At 70.4% G+C, this 22546-nt stretch carries 24 protein-coding genes, 1 tRNA gene and 1 pseudogene; 9 read left to right on the forward strand and 17 right to left on the reverse strand.

Features of this window, described 5'->3' with window-relative positions; translation table 11 throughout:
* Positions 1-18: 18 nt before the first annotated feature.
* A complete protein-coding gene (locus QSK37_RS05010; protein ID WP_285617879.1) occupies positions 19-1401 on the forward strand; it encodes a tannase/feruloyl esterase family alpha/beta hydrolase in 1383 nt (460 codons plus the stop codon).
* Here the strand turns inward: QSK37_RS05010 and QSK37_RS05015 are convergent.
* Positions 1394-2284: a LysR family transcriptional regulator gene (locus tag QSK37_RS05015; protein WP_285617880.1), complete on the reverse strand. Its 891-nt coding sequence runs from the start codon at positions 2282-2284 to the stop codon at positions 1394-1396. The genes QSK37_RS05010 and QSK37_RS05015 overlap by 8 nt on opposite strands.
* A 113-nt stretch (positions 2285-2397) precedes the next feature.
* Between QSK37_RS05015 and QSK37_RS05020 the strand changes: the two genes are divergently transcribed.
* Both QSK37_RS05020 and QSK37_RS05025 read left to right on the forward strand, forming a co-directional pair.
* Positions 2398-3585, forward strand: a complete 1188-nt coding sequence (locus QSK37_RS05020) for a CaiB/BaiF CoA transferase family protein (RefSeq protein ID WP_285617882.1) — start codon at positions 2398-2400, stop codon at positions 3583-3585.
* Between the two features lie 22 nt (positions 3586-3607).
* Positions 3608-4933 carry an SLC13 family permease gene (locus QSK37_RS05025; protein ID WP_285617883.1) on the forward strand — a complete coding sequence of 442 codons (1326 nt, stop codon included), beginning with the start codon at positions 3608-3610 and terminating at the stop codon, positions 4931-4933.
* A 95-nt stretch (positions 4934-5028) separates the two neighbouring features.
* Here the strand turns inward: QSK37_RS05025 and QSK37_RS05030 are convergent, their stop codons facing one another.
* Both QSK37_RS05030 and QSK37_RS05035 read right to left on the reverse strand, forming a co-directional pair.
* Positions 5029-5652 carry an NADPH-dependent F420 reductase gene (locus QSK37_RS05030; RefSeq protein WP_285617884.1) on the reverse strand — a complete coding sequence of 208 codons (624 nt, stop codon included), beginning with the start codon at positions 5650-5652 and terminating at the stop codon, positions 5029-5031.
* 30 nt (positions 5653-5682) lie between these two features.
* Positions 5683-6417, reverse strand: a complete 735-nt coding sequence (locus QSK37_RS05035) for an SDR family NAD(P)-dependent oxidoreductase (RefSeq protein ID WP_285617885.1) — start codon at positions 6415-6417, stop codon at positions 5683-5685.
* 144 nt (positions 6418-6561) lie between these two features.
* Between QSK37_RS05035 and QSK37_RS05040 the strand changes: the two genes are divergently transcribed.
* On the forward strand, positions 6562-7173 hold the full coding sequence (locus tag QSK37_RS05040; protein WP_285617886.1) for a TetR/AcrR family transcriptional regulator: 612 nt from the start codon (positions 6562-6564) through the stop codon (positions 7171-7173).
* Between the two features lie 203 nt (positions 7174-7376).
* Here the strand turns inward: QSK37_RS05040 and QSK37_RS51630 are convergent.
* From QSK37_RS51630 to QSK37_RS05055, 4 genes and pseudogenes are all read right to left on the reverse strand, one after another.
* Positions 7377-7652 (reverse strand): annotated as a pseudogene (locus tag QSK37_RS51630) (ATP-binding protein); the annotation flags it as partial.
* A 71-nt stretch (positions 7653-7723) separates the two neighbouring features.
* Complete coding sequence (locus tag QSK37_RS05045; RefSeq protein ID WP_285617887.1) at positions 7724-8452, reverse strand: hypothetical protein; 729 nt, start codon at positions 8450-8452, stop codon at positions 7724-7726.
* Between the two features lie 90 nt (positions 8453-8542).
* The gene (locus QSK37_RS05050; RefSeq protein WP_285617888.1) at positions 8543-8860 is read right to left on the reverse strand and encodes a hypothetical protein; all 318 of its coding nucleotides are present in this window, start codon (positions 8858-8860) and stop codon (positions 8543-8545) included.
* Positions 8861-9153: 293 nt separating this feature from the next.
* A tRNA-Gln gene (locus QSK37_RS05055) sits at positions 9154-9225 on the reverse strand.
* Between the two features lie 150 nt (positions 9226-9375).
* Here QSK37_RS05055 and QSK37_RS05060 point away from each other — a divergent pair.
* The gene (locus QSK37_RS05060; protein ID WP_285617889.1) at positions 9376-10524 is read left to right on the forward strand and encodes an MFS transporter; all 1149 of its coding nucleotides are present in this window, start codon (positions 9376-9378) and stop codon (positions 10522-10524) included.
* Between the two features lie 379 nt (positions 10525-10903).
* Here QSK37_RS05060 and QSK37_RS05070 read toward each other — a convergent pair whose 3' ends face one another.
* The 4 genes from QSK37_RS05070 to QSK37_RS05085 form a co-directional block, all read right to left on the reverse strand.
* A complete protein-coding gene (locus tag QSK37_RS05070; RefSeq protein ID WP_285617890.1) occupies positions 10904-12085 on the reverse strand; it encodes a DUF993 family protein in 1182 nt (393 codons plus the stop codon).
* Positions 12072-12359: a hypothetical protein gene (locus tag QSK37_RS05075; RefSeq protein ID WP_285617891.1), complete on the reverse strand. Its 288-nt coding sequence runs from the start codon at positions 12357-12359 to the stop codon at positions 12072-12074. The genes QSK37_RS05070 and QSK37_RS05075 overlap by 14 nt, the downstream gene beginning before the upstream one ends.
* A complete protein-coding gene (locus tag QSK37_RS05080; protein WP_285617892.1) occupies positions 12353-12970 on the reverse strand; it encodes a hypothetical protein in 618 nt (205 codons plus the stop codon). The genes QSK37_RS05075 and QSK37_RS05080 overlap by 7 nt, the downstream gene beginning before the upstream one ends.
* Before the next feature lie 88 nt (positions 12971-13058).
* Positions 13059-13427: a hypothetical protein gene (locus tag QSK37_RS05085; protein ID WP_285617893.1), complete on the reverse strand. Its 369-nt coding sequence runs from the start codon at positions 13425-13427 to the stop codon at positions 13059-13061.
* Positions 13428-13776: 349 nt separating this feature from the next.
* Between QSK37_RS05085 and QSK37_RS05090 the strand changes: the two genes are divergently transcribed.
* Positions 13777-14763 carry an ArsR/SmtB family transcription factor gene (locus QSK37_RS05090; protein ID WP_285617894.1) on the forward strand — a complete coding sequence of 329 codons (987 nt, stop codon included), beginning with the start codon at positions 13777-13779 and terminating at the stop codon, positions 14761-14763.
* A 25-nt stretch (positions 14764-14788) separates the two neighbouring features.
* Here the strand turns inward: QSK37_RS05090 and QSK37_RS05095 are convergent, their stop codons facing one another.
* Positions 14789-15697, reverse strand: a complete 909-nt coding sequence (locus QSK37_RS05095) for a LysR family transcriptional regulator (RefSeq protein WP_285617895.1) — start codon at positions 15695-15697, stop codon at positions 14789-14791.
* 139 nt (positions 15698-15836) lie between these two features.
* On the opposite strand from QSK37_RS05095, the gene QSK37_RS05100 reads away from it, so the two are divergent.
* A complete protein-coding gene (locus tag QSK37_RS05100; RefSeq protein WP_285617896.1) occupies positions 15837-17393 on the forward strand; it encodes an MFS transporter in 1557 nt (518 codons plus the stop codon).
* Entirely contained in the window at positions 17390-17752 is a 363-nt protein-coding gene (locus tag QSK37_RS05105) for a YciI family protein (protein WP_285617897.1), read from the forward strand. Before QSK37_RS05100 ends, QSK37_RS05105 begins: the two co-directional genes overlap by 4 nt.
* Before the next feature lie 62 nt (positions 17753-17814).
* On the opposite strand, the gene gltX is transcribed toward QSK37_RS05105, so the two are convergent.
* The 4 genes from gltX to QSK37_RS05125 all read right to left on the reverse strand — a co-directional run bounded on the left by gltX (position 17815) and on the right by QSK37_RS05125 (position 21672).
* The gene (gene gltX / locus QSK37_RS05110) at positions 17815-19218 is read right to left on the reverse strand and encodes a glutamate--tRNA ligase (RefSeq protein WP_285617898.1); all 1404 of its coding nucleotides are present in this window, start codon (positions 19216-19218) and stop codon (positions 17815-17817) included.
* Positions 19211-19975 carry a fumarylacetoacetate hydrolase family protein gene (locus QSK37_RS05115; protein ID WP_285617899.1) on the reverse strand — a complete coding sequence of 255 codons (765 nt, stop codon included), beginning with the start codon at positions 19973-19975 and terminating at the stop codon, positions 19211-19213. Before QSK37_RS05115 ends, gltX begins: the two co-directional genes overlap by 8 nt.
* A gap of 67 nt (positions 19976-20042) precedes the next feature.
* The gene (locus QSK37_RS05120) at positions 20043-21392 is read right to left on the reverse strand and encodes a cellulose binding domain-containing protein (RefSeq protein WP_285617900.1); all 1350 of its coding nucleotides are present in this window, start codon (positions 21390-21392) and stop codon (positions 20043-20045) included.
* An 85-nt stretch (positions 21393-21477) separates the two neighbouring features.
* Positions 21478-21672: a hypothetical protein gene (locus QSK37_RS05125; RefSeq protein WP_285617901.1), complete on the reverse strand. Its 195-nt coding sequence runs from the start codon at positions 21670-21672 to the stop codon at positions 21478-21480.
* Between the two features lie 285 nt (positions 21673-21957).
* Here QSK37_RS05125 and QSK37_RS05130 point away from each other — a divergent pair, with 285 nt between their 5' ends.
* Positions 21958-22320: an antibiotic biosynthesis monooxygenase family protein gene (locus QSK37_RS05130; RefSeq protein ID WP_285569446.1), complete on the forward strand. Its 363-nt coding sequence runs from the start codon at positions 21958-21960 to the stop codon at positions 22318-22320.
* Between the two features lie 7 nt (positions 22321-22327).
* On the opposite strand, the gene QSK37_RS05135 is transcribed toward QSK37_RS05130, so the two are convergent.
* Complete coding sequence (locus QSK37_RS05135) at positions 22328-22537, reverse strand: hypothetical protein (protein WP_285617902.1); 210 nt, start codon at positions 22535-22537, stop codon at positions 22328-22330.
* Positions 22538-22546 lie beyond the last annotated feature (9 nt).

The following is a 22546-nucleotide window of genomic DNA, read 5'->3' on the forward strand; positions in this document are numbered from 1 at the left end:
CACCTCCCGGGAGCTGCCATGCCCACGCTTCGCAGACCGTCCGTCCTGTCGGCCCTGCTGGGATCGCTCCTCGCGGCCCCGCTGATGATGGCCGCGCCGCCCGCGCACGCCGGCACCCGCTGCACGATGAACCACGTCCACGTCCCCGGGGCCGAACGGCAGGTCGCCGCCTGCCTGGACGACCTCACCACCGCCGGCACGGTCGGCACGGACCACACCGACCCCTCCGACTGGGCGGGGTTGCAGTCGACGGCCACCCGGAACCCGAGCGGAGTGCCGGGCATCCAGATCGACGGCTACTTCCCGGACACCTCCACGTTCAACACCACTCACGGCTGGAACCACGACGCCCAGTTCGTGATCCGGCTGCCCGAACGCTGGAACGGCGGGCTCGTGGTCTCCGGGGCGCCGGGAAACCACCGCCAGTACGCCAACGACGTGACCATCTCCGACTGGGTGCTGGCCAAGGGGTACGCCTTCGCCTCGACCGACAAGGGCAACGTCGACGGGCGGTTCTACCTGGACGGCCGGCGGCCGGGCGACGCCTACCTGGAGTGGTACCGCCGGATGACCCAGGTCACCGTCGCCGCCAAGGCGGCCGTCGCCCGGCACTACGGCAGGCCCCTCCGCAGGACGTACGCGGCGGGCATCTCCAACGGCGGCCAGCTGGTGCGCTGGGCGCTGGAGAACCACCCCGAGCTCTACGACGGCGGCGTCGACTCCGAAGGCACCCTCTGGCCGCCCGACGACGCGCCGAACGCGCTGGTCTACCTGCCGGTGGCGCTGCGCGAGTATCCCAAGTACGCGGCGACCGGCGACCCCGCGGCGCACGCCGCGATGCTGCGGGCCGGGTTCGCGCCGGGGTCGGAATTCCTGTGGGACTTCAACTACCGGGTGCTCTGGGACGGCACGCAGCGCCGAGCCCGCGAGGAGCTCGACCCGTCCTACGACGGCGACCTGGAGGCGGGCATCCCGTTCTGCCAGAGCGGCACACCCCACTGCGACGCCGACTACGACTACTACCGGCGGCCGATGAGCGTGCACCGGGCCGTACGGCGGGCATCGCTGAGCGGTCGCATCGGCAAACCGATGATCACCGTGCAGGGGACGCTGGACAGCCTGCTGCCGATCCGTGTTCACGGCGACCGGTACGACGCGATGGTCCGGTCGCGGGGCGCGGGCGCGCTGCACCGCTACTACCGGATCGAGGGCGCCTCCCACCTGGACATCGAGTACGACATGTTCCCGGACAGAATGCGCCCGCTGCTCCCCTGCATGCGGACGGCCTTCGAAGCCCTCGAACGCTGGACGGCCCCGGGCGGCGGCCACGCGCCTCCGCCCAGCGCCACCATCCCCCGCCAGACCTCCGGCGACGTGGCCAACACCTGCTCCATCAGCTGACCGGGGACGTCATCTCCTCGGCGATGGCCCGGATGAGCCGCCGCACGATCAGGGCCGCCGGCGAGGGCCGGCTGTCCTGGCGCTGGGTCAGGCACAGCTCGATCGGCCGCGCGTCACGCAGGGGCAGCCACACGAGGCCGGTGATGTCGGCCGAGGTCTCCGTCCGGGCGAGGACACCGAGTCCGGCCCCTCGGCCGACCATCACCTTGACGGTGCGCGCCGACATGGCCTCGACGACGACGTCGGGGGCTGCCACGTGCCGGTGCAGCGTCTCCCACAGCACGGTGCCCGGCCGCATGGTGACGATGGGCCAGGCCTCCAGGTCGCGCCAGTGGACGTGGTCGCGCCCGGCCAACGGATGGTCGGTGCGCGCGAAGACTCCGACGGGGACGGAGAGCAGCGACGTCCGCCGCAGTCCCGGCGCGGCCGGGCCGAGCGGCATCGTGATCACTCCGAAGTCCAGCTCGCCGTCCAGCACGGCGGCCTCGACGGCGGTCGAGGCGCCCTCGCGGACGGTGAACCGCAGCTCCGGATGGTCCTCGCGCAGACGGCCCACGGCCGGCGCGATGATCGTCTCCGCGGTCACCGAGACGCCGCCGATCTGGACCCGGCCGCGGTAGGCGCCGCTCGACTCCATCGCCGACTCGCGCAACGCGTCCTCGGCCGCGACGAGCCGGCTCAGCGGTTCGAGGAGTGCGTGGCCGGCCGGCGTCGGTCGCACGCCGTGCCGGCTGCGGGTGAGCAGGACGACGTCGAGGTCCTCCTCCAGCAGCGCGATCTGCTGGCCGATGGTGGGCTGGCTGACCCCGCACCGGGCCGCCGCCGCTCGCAGCGACCCGGTCTCCACGGCGGCCAGGAGGTATCGCGCCCGTTCCACGCGCATCGCGTCACTATAAAGGCGAAGCCTTTCACCCGCGAGCCGCTTTCGCGTCTTCCTCGCACCTCACCGGCACGGCATGGTGACGGCAACCTCTCGCCGCATGAAAGGCATACCTGGTGTCCAATGGCCCGCTGAGCGGAGTACGCGTCCTGGACGTGTCGACGATCCTGGCCGGTCCGCTGGCGTCCTCGCTCCTCGGCGAGTTCGGTGCCGAGGTGATCAAGATCGAGCATCCCGTCGGGGGCGACCCGGCGCGCCTGTACCCACCGCTGGAGGACGGCGTTTCGTCCGGCTGGCGGATGCTCGGCCGCGTCAAGCGGAGCGTCACCATCGACCTGCACCACCCCGAGGCGGCCGGCCTGGTCGGCCGGCTGGCCGCGGCGGCGGACATCGTGGTGACCAACTTCCGGCCGCGAACGCTGCGCCGGTACCGCATCGACTTCGACGACCTTCGCGCGTATCGGCCGGACCTGGTGATGGTCCACGTGAGCGCGTTCGGCCGCACCGGGCCCTACGCCGACCGCCCCGGGTTCGCCCGCGTCGCGGAGGCCTTCGCCGGTCTGACCTACCGGACGGGCGAACCCGGCCGGCCGCCGGTCTTCGCGGGCTACCCCGTGGCCGACGGTGTCACCGGCATCTACGCCGCGTTCGCGGCCATGCTCGCCCTGCGTCAGCGCGACCTCACCGGAGAGGCCCAGTTGGCCGACATCCCCCTGTACGAGCCGCTACTGCGGATGATGGAGGACTTCGTCGTCGAGTACGGCGCGACGGGCGAGAGCCGCGAGCGCCAGGGCAACGAGAACCCGCACATCAGCCCCAACAACCTGTACCGCACCCGCGACGGTCGTTGGCTGGCCCTGCCCGCCTCGACCGAGCCGATGTGGCGGCGACTGGTCAAGGTCATGGACGCCGCGGACCTCGCCGTCCACGACTCGATGAGTGCCCGGCTGGAGCACCGCGAGGAGATCGAAACGCGCGTCTCCGCGTTCGTCGCGGCGCACGACCTCGAACCGCTGATGTCGCTGCTCGTCGACGCCGGGGTCGCCGCCGGCCCGGTGAACTCGGCGGCCGACGTCTGCGCCGATCCGCACATCCGCGCCCGTGGGTCGGTGATGGAGGTACCGGACGAGGACACCGGCCGTCCGCGCCTCATGCAGGCCCCGGCCGGCCGCTTCTCCGGCTTCGAGGGCACGGTCGGCCGCGGCGCACCGGCCCTTGGCGAGCACACCACCGAAGTACTGCGGGAACTCGCCGGGCTGGCGGAATCGGAGATCCATGATCTGCGCCACCGAGGAGTGGTCTGACCGAGAAAGCGAGCTCACGACCATGGCAACCCTCTCGATCCTCATCCTGATCGTCCTTTTCACCGCGACCCTCGTCCCCGGATTCGACCTCGGGCCGGCCGCCCTGTCCGCGGCGTTCCTCCTCGGTCTCGTCTCCGGTGTGCCGGCGGACGAGGTGACGAAATTCTTCCCGGGCGACTTCTTCGTGCTCATCGTCGGGGTGACGGCTCTGTTCGCCGCCGCCCAGCTCAACGGGACCCTCGACTGGCTGCTCGACCTGCTGCTCCGGCTCGTCGGCGGTCGCCTGGTGCTGATCGTGCTGGTCCCGTTCGTCGTCGGCGCGGTGCTGACCGCGGTCGGCACCCTGCCCGCCGCCGCGACCGCGATCGTCTCCCCGATCGCCCTGGGCCTCGCCGCGCGGTACCGGATCTCCCCACTGGTGGCCGCCGTGCTCGGCATCACCGGCATCATCAGCGGGCTGCTGTCGCCGCTCGCCGTCTACGGTGTCACCGCCCGCGAGCTGAGCACGAGGCTCGGCGTCGGGTTGCCCGGCTCAGCCCCGGTGACCTTCCTGCTCGGCGGCCTGCTGACCGGACTGGTCGTCTGCGCGGCGTGGCTCGTCGTCGGGACGCGCGTCGGGGCGGTGCCGCGCGGCCGTGCCACCGCCCTCGCCGCGCCGGCCGGACCCGACGCCGCCGCGCCGGAACCCGAGCACGGGACCCGCGTCTCGGGCGGTGCCGAGACGGCCACGGCCGTCGCGGCAGAGCCCAAGACGCCGCGGGCGCGGCCCGGAGTCCGCGCTCTCACCGTGCTCTGCCTGCTCACCGTCGTCGTCCTCTCGGTCGGCTTCGACCTGAACGTGGGCTACCTCGGCCTGACCGCGGCACTGGTCCTGCAGGTGGCGCTACGGCTGCCGGCCGACGCGATCGTCTCCAGGATCCCGTGGAACGTGGTCCTGCTGATCGGCGGCTTGCTGACCTACGTAGGCCTGATGCAGCACCTGGGCGCCTTCAAGAAGATCAGCGATCTGCTGCAGGTGGAGGGAGCGCCGTGGCTCAGCCTGCTGGTGCTGTGCTACATCGCCGGGGTCACGTCCTTCGCCGCCAGTTCGATCGCGGTGTTCGTGACCGTCATGCCGCTGCTGCCTCCGCTGGTGGCCGATGGAGTGTCCCCTGTCGGCGGCGTGCTCGCCCTCGCCCTGGCCTCGGTCCTGGTCGACATCAACCCGCTCGGCATCACCGGCGGCCTGATCCTCGGCGCCGCCGAGCCGTCGGTGCGACCCCGCCTTTTCCGCCACCTGCTCGCCTACGGATCCGCCTCGATCGTGGTCGCGCCGGCCTTCGCCTGGCTCGCCTTCGGCTGGTGGTGACCCGCAGGGCGTCCTCAGCGGTCGGCCGCCGCCACCCCACCGACTCGCCACGGGCTCACTTGGCGAGTCCTTTCGGTGATCCGTCAACCGTTTGCTCAGACGGGAAGTTCGGTGATGCTGAGGGAGAAGTCCAAGTTCCCCATCCCGTGGTTGGCGAGGCCCACCGTGACCACGCCCGCTCCTTCCAGCCAGTGCGCCATTCTCAGGCCGCCGACGTCCAGCGGGCGCAGCCCGAGGCTCTCGATGAACGCCTCCACACTTGCCTTGGCCTGCGCGTTATCGCCGGCGATGAAGACGTCGGGCCGGCCCTTCTCCAGGACATGACGGAAGATGGTGTTGAACGCCTTCACCACGCTGGCGCCGGCCGGGGCCGCCTTGGCGACTTCCCGCGCGATCGAGGTCTCCTCGCGGTGGGCCAGCCCGTCGAACGTGGAATTGAAGGGATTGCTGATGTCGACGATGACCTTGCCCGCGAGAGCGTCTCCGTACTGGGCGACGACCGGCACGACACCGTCGTACAGCAGGGCCACGATGACGATGTCCCCTGCCGGGGCGGCGCCCCATTCTCCCGCCGGGGCGCCCCCGCCGAGAGCCTTGGCCAGGTCAGCGGCCTTGGACTGATCGCGGCCCATGACCTCGACGGTGTTGCCGCCCGCCACCGCCCGCGCGCCGATGGTGCGCGCCATGTTCCCGGTGCCGATGATGCTGATGTTGCTCATGAGATGTCCTGCCCTGGTGCGTTGTTCGGTTCAGATGGCGGTGGTGCCGCCGTCGGCGACGAGTTCCATGCCGTTGACGTAGCTGGAGTCGTCGGAGGCGAGGAAGAGGGCGGCGGTGGCGATTTCGTCGGGGCGGCCCATCCGGCCGCGGGGGATGAGGGACTCGAACTGCCGCTTGGTGGCCTCGTCGAAGAGCTCTTCCTGCTTGGCGGTGGCGACCTGGCCGGGGGTCAGGACGTTGACGCGGATGCGGCGGTCCTTGAGCTCGTTGAGCCAGACGCGGGCCCAGGCCTGCTGGACGGCCTTGCTGCCGGCGTAGACGCTCCAGCCGGGGAAGGCGCCGAGGGAGGCGTTGGAGCCGGTCATGAGGATGGAGCCGCCGTCGTTGAAGAGCGGGAGGGCCTTCTGGACGGTGAACAGGGTGCCGCGGGCATTGAGCCCGAACCAGGTGTCGAACTGGGCCTCGGTGATCTCGCCGAGCGGGGCGGGCTCGCCCCCGCCCGCGCTGGCCCACAGCACGTCGAGGCCGCCCTTCTCCCGCTTGACGGTGTCGTACAGGCGGTCCAGGTCGTCCAGGTCGGCGGCGTCGCCCTGGACGCCGGTGACGTTGCGGCCGATCTGCTTCACGGCCTCGTCCAGGGCGTCCTGGCGGCGGCCGGTGATGAAGACGTGCGCTCCCTCGTCGACGAACAGCTTCGCGCCGGCCAGCGCCATGCCGGTGGTACCGCCAGTGATGACCGCCACCTTGCCGTCAAGCTTTCCCATGGCCGCTCCCTTGGGTCCGTGGTGCCGTGCGCACCGGGGATGACGATGTTATGTACACCGATCTGTGTGCTTAAGGTACGCGGCGGGCGACCGGGGCGCAAATTATGTACACCGGTCGTTACCCAACTGCGGTACGATGGACCCATGACGGAGTCGGAGAAGGGCCCCACGGGCCGCCGTCGCGGTCGGGGCGCCCGCGAGCGCATCCTCAGTGCGTCCCAGCAGCTGTTCCGCGAGCAGGGCATCAACCGCACCGGCATGAACGAGCTCTGCGCGGCGGCCGAGGTGTCCAAGCGCACGGCCTACCAGCACTTCACCAGCAAGGACGAGATCGTCGCCGAGTACCTGCGCCGGTTCGACCCCTCCGTTCTGTCCGGCGTGTTCGACCGCACCGACCTCACGCCCCGCGAACGGCTCCTCGCCGCCTTCGACATCCCCCCCACCACCCCTCTGTGCCCCTACATCGCCGCCGCCGTCGAACTCCACGACCCCCAGCACCCGGCGTCCCAGTACGCACGCGAGTACAAGAAAGCCGTCGCCGCACGGCTCGCCGACACCGCCCGCGAAGCCGGCGCCGCCGACCCTGAACAGCTCGGCGAGCAGCTCGCGCTGCTCATCGACGGCGCCGCGGCCCGCACCCGGGTCCTCGACGCCGACGCCTTCCCCACCGCCGCCGCCATCGCCACCGTCCTCATCGACAACGCCATCCCCGCCACAACCGGCGACGACCGGCGGCGGGAGGAAGTGTCAAGCTGACGTGGCACTCGGCGGCCGGGCTGGACGCGCTGCCGGTCGCGCGGCCGCACCCGCTGGTACGCGACACCAGCCGCCCGGCACCTGGCCCGGACCTGCGGGCTTTTACGGAACTGGCCGCCCGCCTGCCGAGGCCGCAGCAGAAGCCGCCGGGGAGACAGGCGGCCCCCGAAGGCCGGCACCGGCCCCGGGACGGTCTGGTCCGGGTCGACGACGTACAGATGCGTCCACCGAGGCCGGATGTCGAGCCAGACCGACGACTGCCCTTCGCCGACGGCGTGGCAGATGGCGTTGGCGACGAGTTCGGAGACGGCCAGGACGACGTCGTCCACGTGATCGGCGTCGATCTTGGCGACTTCTGCGAGGACGCTCGCCACGCACCGGCGAGCGACCTTCACCGGATTCGCCGACTCAGCCGGCAAGGGCTGCCAGATGGGCTCCTTCAACGACCCCAGAACGAGCCGACCGCCTTGAGCCTGCATACGTAAGCCCGCATCGGTCAACACGCATGTGTTGACCAGCAGGACAAGTCGGGCATTCGAAAAGAGTCGGTTTATCCCTGCCCGGTCTGGAACCCACGTTTCTCCACCCCGGAGAGCGCCGCGAGGTTCATGGACAGGTCGAGTGCGAGCGGAATGGTCGCCGTGATCAGCGGCCAGTCCGGACGCCGGGTCAGCTGCAGCACGAACGCTCCGGCGACCTTCTGGGTGGCGGCGAACGGGGCGACGCCACTGCGTGCGCCATAGGACGGCGAGCCGACCTTGGTCAGCCGGCCGTAGCCACTGCCGTCGGCGTCCTCCAGGTCGAAGCCGAGCATCCGGGTGCTGTGCGCGATGAATCGGCCGTACGGCCGCCCGTACGCCTCGAGCTGAAACTTCACCTTGCCCAGCACGTTCCGCTGCCGCATCTCGCCGATCGGTCGGCCGTCGGCGTCGGCGATGCTGACGGTGCTCTTCCACACCTTCTTGTGTCGCAGGTACAGCAGCGCGGAACCGTCCGGTGCGCTGACGGTGACCACCGAAGTGTTGATGTGTTCGGTCATCTCGGCGATGGACGCGCCATCTGGGCTCGGCGGCGGACCGACGGCCTCGGCGGCGCGGGCCACGACGGTGCCATCCGGCGTCAGGTAGACGTACCGGAAGCCCTCGCCCGGCCCGGTCGGCAGTTGGACGAAGACCAGCACCGGCTCCCCGGACAGGGTTCGGTCGCCGGTCGCCACCGGCAGCACGTCGGCCTGGGAGAGAAGGTCATTCAGTTCCTGCTGGCTCACCTCGGCGTCCATGCCGACAAACATATCTGTCCCCCGACAACGACAATGCCCAAGCCTTTCAGGCTACGCAGGAACCAGCGGCGCAACGGTGGCGTTCGCCGGCTACCTGAGGCGGCGGATGCGGCGATTCAGCAACGTCCCGACTTTGTGGAGCCAGGCGATACGGTCGCCGTAGCGAGAGACCATCCCCGCACAAACACGATCAAGCGCAGGACTCATCCGGTAGCCCTGTGCCGCGAGGTAATCCTGATTGCCCAGCACAAGGGCGTCGGCGAGCCGCTCCTTGGTCGACCACTCCGAGGACGGGAAGCCATCGTCGCGCCCCCTCGCCCAACGGACACGGACGACGAGGCCTCGGGCGAACTCGACCTCAACGTCGGTCAGATGGACGATGCTCCCGGTCTCCTCCTCATCGCCCACCTGCTTCCACCGCCGTCCCACACCGGGTTAGCCGCTGTCGCCGAGGAAGGCCAGATCGGCGAGACCTTCCTCTGTCAGCTCGCAGGGCGCTGCGACGTAGCGTCCGTCCGACGTATGGCAGGGGCAGGGCGGTGTGGAACCGGCGTCCGGATCGGTTAACCCTGCCACGCGATCTTTTGGGCTCCTGAGGCGAAGCATCGCACGTCTACAGCGCCCTGTTCGTTCCCGCGCGGGCCCAGAAACGACGAAAGCGGGGCCTCATCAGAGGCTCCCGCCGCAGGTCAGATGCTGTGCTGGGGTACCAGGACTCGAACCTAGACTAACTGAACCAGAATCAGTCGTGCTGCCGATTACACCATACCCCACAGGCCGCGAACCCCTGGTCCGTGGCGCCTCAGCGAGTTTAGCGGACTTGCACCACTCCTCGCGAACGGGCGGCCGCTGTCGTCCCGTGCGTCTCGCCGGCCGCCGGGGAGCGCGTCGAGGACGGTCGCCCTTCGGGCTAGTCTCCCCCTGTGGATCGTTCGGGGGGATTGTCGCGGGGCAGGGCCACCTGGCTGCTGTACGCCGTTCTCAGCTGTTTCGGCTTCCTCCTCAACGGGCTCGGCGCCATCCTCGTGCCCCTTCAGAAGGATCTTCGGGTCGGCCGGGACCAGGTCGCCTTCTACCCCACTCTCTTCGCCGTCGGGCTGCTGATCGTCGGGGTCTTCGGCGGTCTGCTGGTCGGGCGGGTCGGCCGGGCGGTGGCGTTGCGGCTGTCCATCGGCGGGATGATCGCCGGTGGGCTGCTCCTGGCGACCTCGGCGCAGGCGCTCACGCTCCTCGGCGCGCTGCTCATCGGCATCGGCGGGGCGCTGCTGATCCAGTTGATCCCCGCTCTGCTGTCCGCTCTTCACCCGCACGCCCCGGCGGCGGCGGTCGGGGAGGCGAACGGGCTCGCCAGCGCGGCGTCCGTGCTCGCTCCCCTGATGGTGGGCGGGGCGCTCGCGGCCGGGATGGGCTGGCGGGCCGGGTACCTGGTGGTGCCGCTCGTCATGCTCGTCCTCGTGCTGGTGCCCGCCTGGCGGGTTCCGTTGCCGGCGGCCGAGGTCCCGGCGGACGACGCGCCGCGCGCCGACGTTCGGCGGCTCATCGGGCCCTGGGTCGAAGTGCTCTTCGCGGTGAGCGTGGAGTTCTGCATGGTGTTCTGGGCGGCCTCGGCGGTGACCGAGTGGCACCACGCGTCGGACGGGCTGGCGCCGGCGGTGGCCTCCCTGTTCCTGGTCGGCATGGCGACCGGGCGGTCGCTGGCGGTGCCGGTGACCCGGCGGCTGCCGCGGGCCCGGCCGCTCATGCTCGTGTGCGTCGCCGCGGCCGCGGCCGGGTTCGCCGTCTTCTGGACCGCGCCCGACCTGCTCCTGGCCGGCGCCGGGCTCCTGGTGACCGGGCTCGGGGTCGCCCTGCTCTATCCCACGACCGTCAGCCGTACGGTGGCCGCCTGGCCGCACGCACCCGACCGGGCGGCGGCCCGCGCCGCGCTGGCGTCCGGTGTGGCGATCGGCGGCGCGCCGTTCGTGCTGGCCCACCTCGCCGACCTGATCGGGCTGCGCATCGCCTACCTCGTCGTCCCGCTGCTGCTGGCCGCCCTCGTGGCCCGTACGCTCGCCGCCCGGGACACGCCCTAACCGAGCACCCGTTCCGCGTACGTACGGCGCCGGCTCGGCCAGCGCGTCCGCCACCCGGGCGCGGGCGCCGGCGAGGTCGTGGGATCCGGCGGGCAGCCCGCCCGGCACCAGGACGAGGCAGGCCGCCTCCAGGACCGCCGCCTCGTCGATGGCCCGCCGGTTCTGCTCGCGCCGGTCCGGCTCGTTGAAGAAACCGCCGCGGCACAGCGAGGAGACGCGCTGGCCCGCGGAGCGTACGAGCGCGGCGGGCGCCTCAAGGCCGTGGTCGGCCACGTGCTCGCGCCACAGTCCGATCGCCTCCAGACCGTGGCGTACGCAACCGTCCACGGCCTCGGCTACGGACCAGCGCCGCGTCGTCCACTGGTTCAGCGACAGGCGTTCACAGCACCCCGGTGGTGGTCAGGAACGACCGCATCCGGCGTACGGCCAGGTCGGGGTCGGGCAGCAGGCCGGCCTGGTCCGCGAGCCGGAACACGTCGGTCAGGTGCAGCACCGACCGGGCGCTCTGGGCGCCGCCCACCATCACGAACGCGTCCTGGTGGCCGGCCAGCCAGGCGAGGAAGACCAGGCCGGTCTTGTAGTGGTACGTCGGCGGCTCGAAGATCTTGCGGGCCAGCGGCAGCGTACGGTCCAGGATCGCCTCGTACTCGACGGTCTCGTCCCGGTCGAGGGCGGCCAGGGCCGCGGACGCCGCCGGGGCGATCGCGTCGAAGACGCCGAGCAGCGCGTCGCTGCCGTCCTTGATCAGCGAGGGGTAGTCGAGGTCGTCGCCGGTGTAGAGCCGTACGCCGGCGGGCAGCGCCGCCCGCAGCCGCGCCTCGCGTTCGGGGTCGAGGAGCGACACCTTGACGCCGTCGATGACCGAGGCGTGCGCGTTCACCAGGTCCAGGAACGACGACGTCGCCTCCTCGATGTCGCCGCTCCCCCAGTATCCGGCCAGCCTCGGGTCGAACATCTCCCCCAGCCAGTGCAGGATCACCGGCCGGGACACCTGCCCCAGCAGCCGCCCGTACACCTCGTGGTAGTCCTCCGGGCCGCGGGCGGTGGCGGCGAGCTGCCGGCTGGCCATGAGGATCACACGGGCGCCGGTCTCCTCGACCGCCGCGACCTGCTCCTCGTACGCGTGCGCGACCGCCGCCGGCGAATCGGCCTCCGGCGCGTGGTCGGTGCCGGCGCCGCAGGCGAGCAGGTCGTACGGATCGCCGAAGTCCTTCGCCTCGGCCGCGCTGCGGCGGACCAGCTCACGGGCGGTGTCCCAGTGGAGGCCCGCGCCGCGCTGGGCGGTGTCCATCGCGTCGGCCACGCGCAGGCCCCAGGACCAGAGGTGGCGGCGGTAGGCGAGCGTGGCGTCCCAGTCGAGCCGCGCCGACGCCGGCTCCGCCAGCGGGTCGGCGACGACGTGCGCCGCCGCGTACGCGACGCGTGAGGTGGGCAGGCCCTCGGACCGCGGCCAGACGTACGGGCCCTTCAGCGCGTACGACTCCAGCGCTCCCCCCGGCGCCGGGAGAAGGAGGAAACGGCGGCCCGGCCGGCGCAGGACCCGGTTCTCACGAGTGATCATCAAGCGTCTCCAGTTCGATTCGGCGGCCCTCCGCCGAGGATCGCAGGCCCGCCTCCGCGACGTACACCCCACGGGCCCCGGCGCTGAAGTCGTGCGGGAACGGCGCGTCCTCGACGACGTGCCGGACGAACATCTCCCCCTGGACCTTGAACGCGTTGTCGAACTCCTCGTTGTCCGGAATGATCTGCGCGACGACACCGCCGTCGAGCTTAGACGCGACGACCGGCCGGGCCGCGTACGGCCCGGCCGGTCCACCGGAAGGCCTGATCAGCACACGTGGACTATGTCGATCTTGTCGTTGGCGTACCCTCCGGGGGGATTGGACAGTGACTTGTCCTTCGATAGATCGCGCAGGTAATGGCCGGCAGGGAGCCGGAGGAGGACCTGCCAGTTGCTCGATGAGTTGGGGTCACCGGAGCCGTCGTAGTTGTAGAAGACCGATGTGACGTTGGAAGTCTGGTCGTTGTCGATGGAAGAGATCTGGTCATTCCACGGACGACCGTTCGACATGTACTTGGTGCTGAGGTTGACGTTCGTGCAGACGGTGAGGTCCAGGTTCTCACCGCCCCAGTTGTCGTTCTGGTACAGGCACAACCAGCCGACCGCGTCGCCGTGCCGGAAGCTGCACAGGCTGACCGACACCGCCGGTGAGACGGCGCTGTCGGGGTGGACCGTGACGACGGCACCCTGCCCCAGGTCCACCTTGTCCGCGGCGATGCGCTTCGCCCCCTTGTTGTACTTCAGCAGCCCGGCGACCTGGCTTTCCACGGTCGCTCCGGCGGTGTCGTGCGGAGCGGAGGTCGCGGCGTGTGCCGCGCCGCTCACCGCCGTGGTGGCGACGGCCACCGCGGCGGTCGCGACCATGGCCGAGCCGATACGGCGCATTTTCCCCATGTGAACCCTGCTTTCCTTCTTCCCCGTTCCGGCATCCGTTTTCGGTGCCGGCCTGAAAAATGTCACGACTCGGTCAGACTCAAGGAAAGGCGAGATAGGCTGTCACCATCCAGCCGGTGACCTTCGTCGAGCCGTTGTAGCCGTAGCCGTACACGAATACATATCCACTGCCGCTGGTGTACGAGCTGCTGCAGAATTTGACTTGGGCCCCGTAGGGCAGCTCGCCGACTCGTGGTGCCGATGTGGACGGCGACGTGTGAACGAGTAGCCAGTCCGCGCCGTTGACGTGGGTGAGCGAGTCATAGGTGCACGAGTAGGCGGGCGCGGCGACCGGACGGGCCGGCGCCGCGGCGTTCGCGGTCCCTGCCGTCAGTGCGGAACCGGCCAGGGTCGTCGCTGCGATGCAGAGCTTGGCGCGTTTTCCGGACAATGCTTTTCCTCCGTTCATGTTGGTCGATTCATGAGGGTCAGCTCGTGTTCAACAAACATGCGTCAGAGTCAGGCCGTTCCACAGACCCTTTCAGGCATGGCTTAAAGACCCAGCACCACGCGATGCCGCGTTGTTCGCACAGCAGAGAAGTCAGGGTTCTCCACGATGTTCGGACTCCCCCGGCGGGAGCAATATCGTCATCTGTGGATGTGGCGAAAAATGATCACCGGCGACAAGTGGTGATCCACCTTCTTCGTCGCGTACCTCAATAGGAGATGTGGTCACCCCGCCTAGGGCAGCGATGTTACGCATTCACTTCGGCACAGACGATCTTGCACGCACGCGCATCGCGGACACCGCGGATGCGATGTGGGAGATCGTGTCGAGCCTGCACCGCCTGCAGACCCGCAGCGGCCGGGTCGCGTTCACCGGCTGGCTCAACCAGGCCCGTGACGACCTGCGGCAGAGAGAACTGCTCCGAACCGTCCAGCACCTGCTGCTTCCGCTCGCGCCCCGCGCCGCCTACTTCCCGGATTTCCTCACCCCACCCCAGGGGCTGCTCGGCGTCGAGCCTGGCGTCGAGGCGGTCCTGGCCACCCCACGCAGGCGTGTCCGCCGCGAACTCGCCCGGCTGCAGACCCAGCAGGGCCGCTCGGTCTGGGCCCGCGGCCTGGCCGACGGCGATGGCGAGATCCGCACCACGGTCGGCCGGGCGCTGCACGCATACCACCAGGCCGCGGTCGCACCGCACTGGCCACTGATCGAAGCAAGCGTGGCCACCGACCGCGCCGTTCGCATCCGCGCCCTCCAGACAGGCGGAGTCCACGCGCTGTTGGAGAGCTTCGCCCCGATGATGCGCTGGCGGTCTCCGATACTGGAGGTCCAGCATCCCGCCGAACGATCCATCCACCTCGACGGGCGCGGCCTTCTGCTGATCCCGTCGTACTTCTGCTGGCGCATACCCGTCGCCCTGGCCGACCCCCTTCTGGCGCCCACCATGATCTATCCGATCGCGCCAGAACTCCGGCGATGGGACACCACCGAACCCTGCCCGGACCACGTCATCGAACCAACGCTGATCCGGCTGCTGGGTACGACGCGGGCGAGAGTGCTCCAGGAAGCGCAGTACACGCGCAGCACGACCGAGATCGGCCGGGCGGTGCACGTCTCGGCGGCGTCGGTCAGCCAGCACGCCGCCGTTCTGCGTGAGGCCGGGCTCATCGATTCACGACGCCACGGCGGCGCGGTGCTGCACAGCCTCACCACGCTGGGCCGCGCGCTGCTCGCCGGCCGGATCCTCCCACTGCCCGAAAACGCATCGCGGATCGTCCCGAAGGTGCCCTCGCACAGATGACCCACCACCGTCGGCACGGGCGAGATCAGCCCGATGTGGTGGTGTCGGCGGGGTGTTCGAGGAGGTCGGTGGCCATGGCCGTGAAGGCGCGGATGGCTGCGTTCTCGCGGGCGGTGGCCCATACAAGGACGCTCTTGACCGGTGGCTGCCCGTAAAGGGGGACCTGGGTGACGTCGGGGTGGCGGTAGTAGTCCATGAAGGGCGCGACGGTGGGGTGTACGACCTCACCGCGGGCGACCAGTTGCAGGACGTCGCTGCTCATGGTGATCTCGGGGCCGCGGCGGATGGGGCGACCGGACGGGGTGGTGGCGGGGTATGACTCGTCGTACGTGGGCTTCGGGATTCCGCTGCGGGAGATGACGGCGTAGTCGGCGAGGTCCTCGACCGTCGCGTGGCCACGTTCTGCGAGCGGGTGGCCGGTGTGGACCAGGAGGATCCGGTCGTCCACGCTCATGATCGGTCCGACGGACAGGCCGGGCTCGTCCGTCGGTACGCGGTGGCACATCAGGTCGTAGGTCCCCTTGCGGAGCAGCGCGAGGTCACCTGGGAAATCCTCGGTCACCGTCACCTGGCAATCGGGGTAGCGGTTCTTGAAGGTACGGACGATCCCGGTGAACGAGGGGCCGGCCATGGAATAGGTGGGCAGGCAAATGCGCAGGACACCGCTGACGCCCTTGGCCAGGTCGGTGGTAATGCGTATCGCCCGGCGGAATTGCTCTTGCGCGGGAATCAGTTCATCGCGCAGCCGCTCGCCCAGGGGAGTGAGGCGCACGCGGCGGGTGGTCCGCTCGACGAGCCGGCCACCGATGCGTTCTTCGAGCGTGCGAAGGGTCTGGCTGACCCGCGGCTGGGTGAGGTAGAGCCGCTCGGCCGTACGGCCGAAGTGCAGCTCCTCGGCGAGCACCAGGAAGATCTCTGCTTCGCGGAGTTCCACCTGATGATTGTAGGCACTCATTAGCTCCGCTTATAAGCGTCTTATCGAATCCGTCGTTGATCGTCGCCTGACGGCCCCCCGATGCTGAATGAACCGGCGCGGGCCTCGCACCGGAGGGTCTTTCAGAAAGGAGACGTCGATGTCGGATGTGGCTGGGGCACGTGCCCCCTCGGCCGGGCGTCGCGAGTGGATCGGGCTTGCCGTACTGGTGCTGCCGACGCTGCTGGTGGCAATGGACATGACCTCGTTGTTCCTCGCGCTCCCGCGGCTGAGCGCCGATCTGGGCGCGAACGGCACCGAGCAGCTGTGGATCAGCGACGCCTACGGCTTCATGGTGGCCGGCTTCGTGATCACGATGGGGACGCTCGGGGACCGGATCGGCCGCCGTCGCCTCCTCCTGCTCGGCGGTGCGGCGTTCGCGGTCCTGTCGGTCGCCGCCGCGTACGCCCCCACCCCGGAGATGATGATCGTTGCCAGGGGGCTGCTGGGCGTGGCGGGGGCGACGCTGATGCCCTCGACCCTGGCCCTGATCAGCAACATGTTCCGCCGGGACGGGCAGCGCGCGAAGGCCATCTCGGTCTGGGCCACCTGCCAGTTCGCCGGCGGTGCGCTCGGCCCGGTCCTGGCCGGGGTGCTGCTGCAGCACTTCTGGTGGGGGTCGGTGTTCCTGATCGCCGTGCCCGCGATGGTGGTCCTGCTGCTCGCCGGTCCGGTCCTGCTGCCCGAGTACCGCAATCCGGCGCCCGGCCAGACGGACCCGGTCAGCGTCGCGTTGTCCCTGGGCGCGGTGCTCGCGGTGGTGTACGGCCTCAAGCAGCTGGCCGTGGAGGGAGCACACGACCTGGCGGTGCCGCTCGCCGCGATCGTCGTCGGAACGGCGGTCGGCGTGGTCTTCGTCCGCCGTCAGCTCACACTCGACACCCCGCTGCTGGACCTGCGGCTGTTCGGGAACCGGTCGTTCACCGCGGTCCTGGTCGCGCTCGTGCTGGCGGGAGTCGCGATGGCGGGGACGGGCCTGCTGGTCACCCAGTACCTGCAGAGCGTCCTGGGGCATTCGCCCGCCGGATCGGCCCTGCTGTTCGCGCCGATGGGCCTGGGCGTCGCGGTGGGTACGATGACCGCGCCCGCGCTCGCCTCGCGGATGCGGCCGACCACCGCCATCGCCGCCGGGCTGGCGGTGTCAGTGCTGGGCTGCCTGCTGCTGACACAGGTCTCCAGCACCGGCGGGCTTCCACTGGTGATCGTGGGCATCACGGTCCTGGCTCTGGGCACCGGCCCGCTCTTCGCGCTCGGCACCGGCATGGTGGTCGGTTCCGTTCCGCCCGAACGAGCCGGATCGGCGGCATCGATGTCGGAGACCAGCAACTACTTCGGCTCATCGCTCGGGCTGGCGCTGCTCGGCGTCACCGCGGCGAGCGTCTACCGGCACCACATGGCGCACGCCGGCGTGCCCGCCGCGCGCGAAACACTCGCCGGTGCCGTCACCGCCGCCCGGAACCTGCCGTCCGGCCAGGCGGCCGAACTGCTCCACACCGCCAAGGACGCCTTCACCTCCGGCCTGAACCTCACCGGCGCGATCGCCGCCGCGCTCTTCGCCGCGCTCGCGGTGCTCACCGCGACGACCCGCCGGGAGAGCGCACAGGTCGCCGTCGAACTCCCCGAAACCCAGGTCGAACTCGAAGGAGCATCGTCATGAAGTACATGCTGCTGATCCACAACCGACCTGGATACGTCGAAGAGCTGCCCGAAGCCGACCGCGCCGAGCTGATCGATCAGGTCGACACCGTCATGAAGGAGCTGTCGGCCTCCGGAGAGTTGATCCGCGGCGAGGCCCTGGCCTACCCGTCCCAGACCCGGACGGTCAGGGTCCGCGACGGCCTCCCCGCCGTCACCAACGGACCGTTCATCGCCACGGCCGAACAGTTCGCCGGCTACCTCCTCGTCGACTGCGACAGCCAGGAACGCGCCATCGAGATCGCCACCCGCTGGCCGGACGCCCGCCACTACGCCATGGAGGTCCGCCCCGTCACCCACCAATCCGGCCCACAGGTATGACGACCCGCAGCCGAGGATCCGCTGACACGGCGGATCCTCGGCGCGTCTCTCTCGGAGGGACGTCAGGCCAGGGCGGTGGCGGCCTTCCGGAGACGGGCGAGGGTGCGGTCTCTGCCGAGGACCTGCAGGGACTCGAACAAGGGCAGGCCGACCGTGCGGCCGGTGACCGCCACGCGGATGGGGGCCTGGGTCTTGCCGAGTTTCAGGCCGTGTGCGACGCCGATGGCCTCCGTGCGGGACTTGAGCTCTTCGGCCGTCCAGGGGGCGTCGGTGTAGGACTCGATGGCGGCGGCGAGGATCGCGGCGGCGGGCTCCTTCATCGCCTTGTTCCATGAGGCCTCGTCGATCTCCGGCTCGTCCAGGAACGCGAAGTCCACGATGGCGGTGATCTCGGACATGACCGCGACGCGGGTCTGGGCGAGCGGGGCCAGGGCGGCGAAGACGTCCTCGTCGTACTGCTCCGCGGTCCACGGGGCCTGCGGGGCGACCAGCCACGGACGGCAGCGGGCGATGAAGTCCGCGAGCGGCAGGGCGCGGATGTATTCGCCGTTGAACGCGCGGAGCTTCTTGACGTCGAAGAACGCCGGTGACGGGTTGACCTCCTCGAGCCGGAACTCCTCCTCGATCACGCTCCACGGCACGATCTCGCGGTCGCCCGACGGGGCCCAGCCCAGCAGCATCAGGTAGTTGCGCATCGCCTCGGCGAGGTAGCCCTCGGCCTGGTAGTCCTCCAGCGCGACCTTGTCGCGGCGCTTGGAGAGCTTCTGCCGCTTCTCGTTGACGACCACGGGCACGTGCGCCCAGATCGGCGGCTGCGCGCCCAGCGCCTCCCACAGCAGCTGCTGCTTGGGGGTGTTGGAGAGGTGCTCCTCCGCGCGGATCACGTGGGTGATGCCCTGGGTCATGTCGTCCACGACGTTCGCCAGCATGAACAGCACCGAACCGTCGCCGCGGGCGATGACGAAGTCCTCGATCGTGGCGTTCTCGAACGCCGGCTTGCCGCGGATCAGGTCGATGACGACCGTCGTGCCCTCGTCGGGGGTGCGGAAGCGCAGCGCCCGGCCCGGCGCGGCCTCCAGGCCCCGGTCGCGGCAGTGTCCGTCGTAGCCCTTGTAGGAGTCGCCGGTGCGGGCGATCACGTCGTCGCGGGTGCAGTCGCAGAAGTACGCCCGGCCGGCGACGCGGAGGCGCTCCACGGCCTTGCGGTGCTCTTCGGCGTTGGCCGACTGGAAGAACGGGCCCTCGTACTGGTTTTCGTCGATGCCGAGCCACCCGAGCGCCCGGATGATGCCCTCGGTCCACTCGGGCCGGTTGCGGGAGGCGTCGGTGTCCTCGATGCGCAGCACGAGAGTGCCGCCGTGCTGGCGGGCGTAGAGCCAGTTGTGCAGCGCCGATCGCGCGCCGCCGACGTGGAACATGCCGGTCGGCGACGGCGCGAAGCGCACGCGGGGCTTGTCGTTAGTCACGTGAGATCACCCGGTTGGTGAGCGTGCCGATGTTCTCGATGGTGACGGAGACCTCGTCGTCGACCTCCAGCGGGCCGACGCCCTCGGGCGTGCCGGTGAGGATGACGTCTCCGGGAAGCAGGGTCATCACCCGGGTGATGTACTCGATCAGCTCGGGGATGCGGTGCAGCAGCTTGTCCGTACGGGAGTCCTGACGGGTCTCACCGTTGACGGTCGTGGTGATGGCGAGGTCGGACGGGTCGAGCTCGGTCTCGATCCACGGACCGAGCGGGCAGAACGTGTCGAAGCCCTTCGCCCGGGTCCACTGGCCGTCCTTCTTCTGCAGGTCGCGCGCTGTCACGTCGTTGGCGCAGGTGTAGCCGAGGATGACCTCGGCCGCCCGCTTGGCCGGCACGTCACGGCACAGCCGCCCGATGACCACGGCGAGCTCGCCCTCGTAGTCGACGCGCTCGGACAGCGACGGGTAGACGATCGCCTCCCGCTGCCCGATCACCGACGTGGACGGCTTCATGAAGATCAACGGCTCCGCCGGCGCCTCGTTGCCCATCTCCTTGGCGTGCTCGGCGTAGTTACGGCCGACCGCGATCACCTTGTTCGGAAGGATCGGCGCCGTCAGCCGTACGTCGGCCAGCGGCTGGCGCTCCCCCGTGAACTGGATCTCGCCGAAGGGGTGGGCGGCCACGGTGGCGATGGTGTCGTCGTCCTCGACCACCCCGAAGGACAGGTCGCCGTCTTTGGTGAACCTCGCGATACGCACGAGACTGAGGCTATCGAGCCCGGGAGGGTGACGTCGCAACCAGTGGGCGGGTTGTGGACGACCTCGGTCACCGTACGAAGGTGCAGGGCGCGCCGTTGAAGCGGCAGTTCGTCGGCATACCCGGACGACCCGCGCCGCCGAACCGCACCTCGAAGTCGTCGCCGGGGGCGATCGGCTCGGCGGTCGGGGCGCTGGCGATCGCGACGTTCTGCCCCGTCTGCCGCAGGACGACCTCCCAAGCGTTGTGCACGTCGGCGCCGGGATAGGTGAACGTCAGCGTCCACGAACGCCAAGGCGTCGCGCCGCGGTTGGCGAGCGTGACGGTGCCCTCGAAGTACCCGGTGTCCCGTTCGACGGTGCGGTAGCGGAACCGGGGCCCGGCCGCGGCGCTGCCCGTCCGCGAACAGGCTTCACCCGCGCACCCGGCCTGGGGTCGAGAGGCGCCGCCGAGCCGCCCGAACGCGAACGCGATGCCCCCGGCGACCACGACCGCGACGCCGGCCGCGACGATCGCCATGGTCATCCGGCGCCGTCCCTCGCCGGGAGCGCGTCCCCCGACGGGGCCACCGGGTGGGCCGACGTGAGGCCCGCTCGGCGTACCGTCCATGGGCATTCCGGACGTACGGCCGCCGGGAGGACCCGCGGCCGGTCGGATCGGCGCGCCTCCGGACGCGGGACCGTTGCCCTGCCCGGCTGGACCGGGAGTAGGCCACCCACCGGTGCCGGACGGCGGATGCCCGCCGGGCGGCAGGGGTTCGGCAGGCGGCTCGCCGCGCGATTCGGCGGTTCGCGCGGCCCGCCCGCGGTATCGGGGCGCCGACTGATCGTGCCGCGTCGCCGGAGCCGTGAACGGCGCCACGACCGCGTCCCAGGGCCCGGACCTGCTGCCCGTCTCCTCGGGAACGTCGTTCGCCGCCTCGGACCGGCTGCCCGGCGCCTCGGGGACGTCGTTCACGGCCTCAGGCCGGTCACTCGCGGCCTTGGGCAGGTCGTGGCCGGGCGCGGGCAGTTCGCGGGTGAGCATCGGAAGGTCGGCAGGTACCGCGGCCGTGTCGGACGGCCTGGGTACCTCCCGGGTACGCGCCTCGCCCTCGGTCTGCGCCGATCCGTCGCCTGGTGGTACGCCGCCCGACCGTACGGGGGCGCCCGGCCGTACCGCTTCGCCGACCGGTGTCTCACGCGTCGGCGCGGCGCTCCCCGGTCGGCCGCCCGGCGTCAGCGGAACCTCACGAGTCACCGCCGCCCCGGAGGGGCCGCCGGCGATCATTCCCGTACTCAGATCGGTCACCGTGACGACGTCCGTCGGCACCGGACCGCCCGGCTTCGCCGGGACGTCGCGCCTGTTCTCGGGTTCGCCGGGGGATTCTTCGTCCGGTGAGACCCAGGGGGCTTCCGGGTCGCCCGGAGTGTTCGTCACCGTGTCACCGTCTTCCAGTCTCTACCGATATCTCGGACTTCGACGGCGATGCGACCCGGATGGTTTCACCCGGCGACCCGACGGTTCACGCTCCGCAGGCCTCGACGGGAACGTCGAGGGCCCGGCAGGCGGCCACGTGCTGCTGGCGCTCCAGCAGGGCCATGACGGACTCCATCGTCTCCTGGTCGCCGGAGCGCGTCGTCAGCCGGCGGCTGGCCTCGGCGATCAATAGGAGCTCGATGTCGCGGTCGTACCGCAACCAGTGCTGAGAAGTCTGCAACGCCGACACATCCCCCGAATCAACAAGAACCAAGTACGCGCGGCGCCCCCAGCGCCGCAGGAGGAAGAGTCTGCCGTCAGACATTTCCACCCCGCCACTTATTTAGCATCCTTCACCAAGAAAACTCGCATCCGAACGGACCTGCACGTGCAGACGCACGTGTTGCAACCACAGAACCCCCCGACGCCTCCCAAATTGGACATTTTCTCTTCGTTGCGCTCTTCATAACCACCGCACAAGACACCCCTCATCCGCAGCGGAGACGGCGCGCGCGACAATGCCCTCATGAGCGTCGTGAAGATCAACGTCCTGACCGTCCCGGAGCCCATGCGCGACGAGCTGGAGCGCCGGTTCGCCGGGCGGGCCGGTCTCGTGGAGAACGCCGAAGGCTTCGAGGAGTTCGCGCTGCTCCGGCCCGCCGGTGGCAACGACCGCTACCTCGTCTACACGCGCTGGCGCAGCGAGGAGGACTTCCAGCGCTGGACGGAGAGCCAGTCGTTCCAGAAGGGCCACGAGCAGGCACGGGCCGACGCCGAACACGACGCCGCCGAAGGCCACGGGCACGGCCATGGCCACGGCGGCCCCGCGGCGACCGGCTCCGAACTGTGGTCCTTCGAGGTCGTCGAACGCGCCACGCCCAAGGCCTGATCACCGCTCAGGCCGGACCCGCGTCCGCCGAGCCGCCTCCACCACCGAACGTCGCCGCCGCCTGCCGGCCCTCCGCCCGGTCATCCGCGCCGTAGGGCCGCGGTTCCGCCTCGTACGCGCTGAACGCGGCCGTGTGACCAGCGGTCCACGTGGACCGGCTCATCGCCTCCGGCAGGCGGGGCGCCTGCCGGTCGTGCCCGGCGAACGCGGCACGCACCGCCTGCTC

This window comes from Actinoallomurus iriomotensis (genome assembly GCF_030269445.1).
Lineage (GTDB): Bacteria > Actinomycetota > Actinomycetes > Streptosporangiales > Streptosporangiaceae > Actinoallomurus > Actinoallomurus iriomotensis.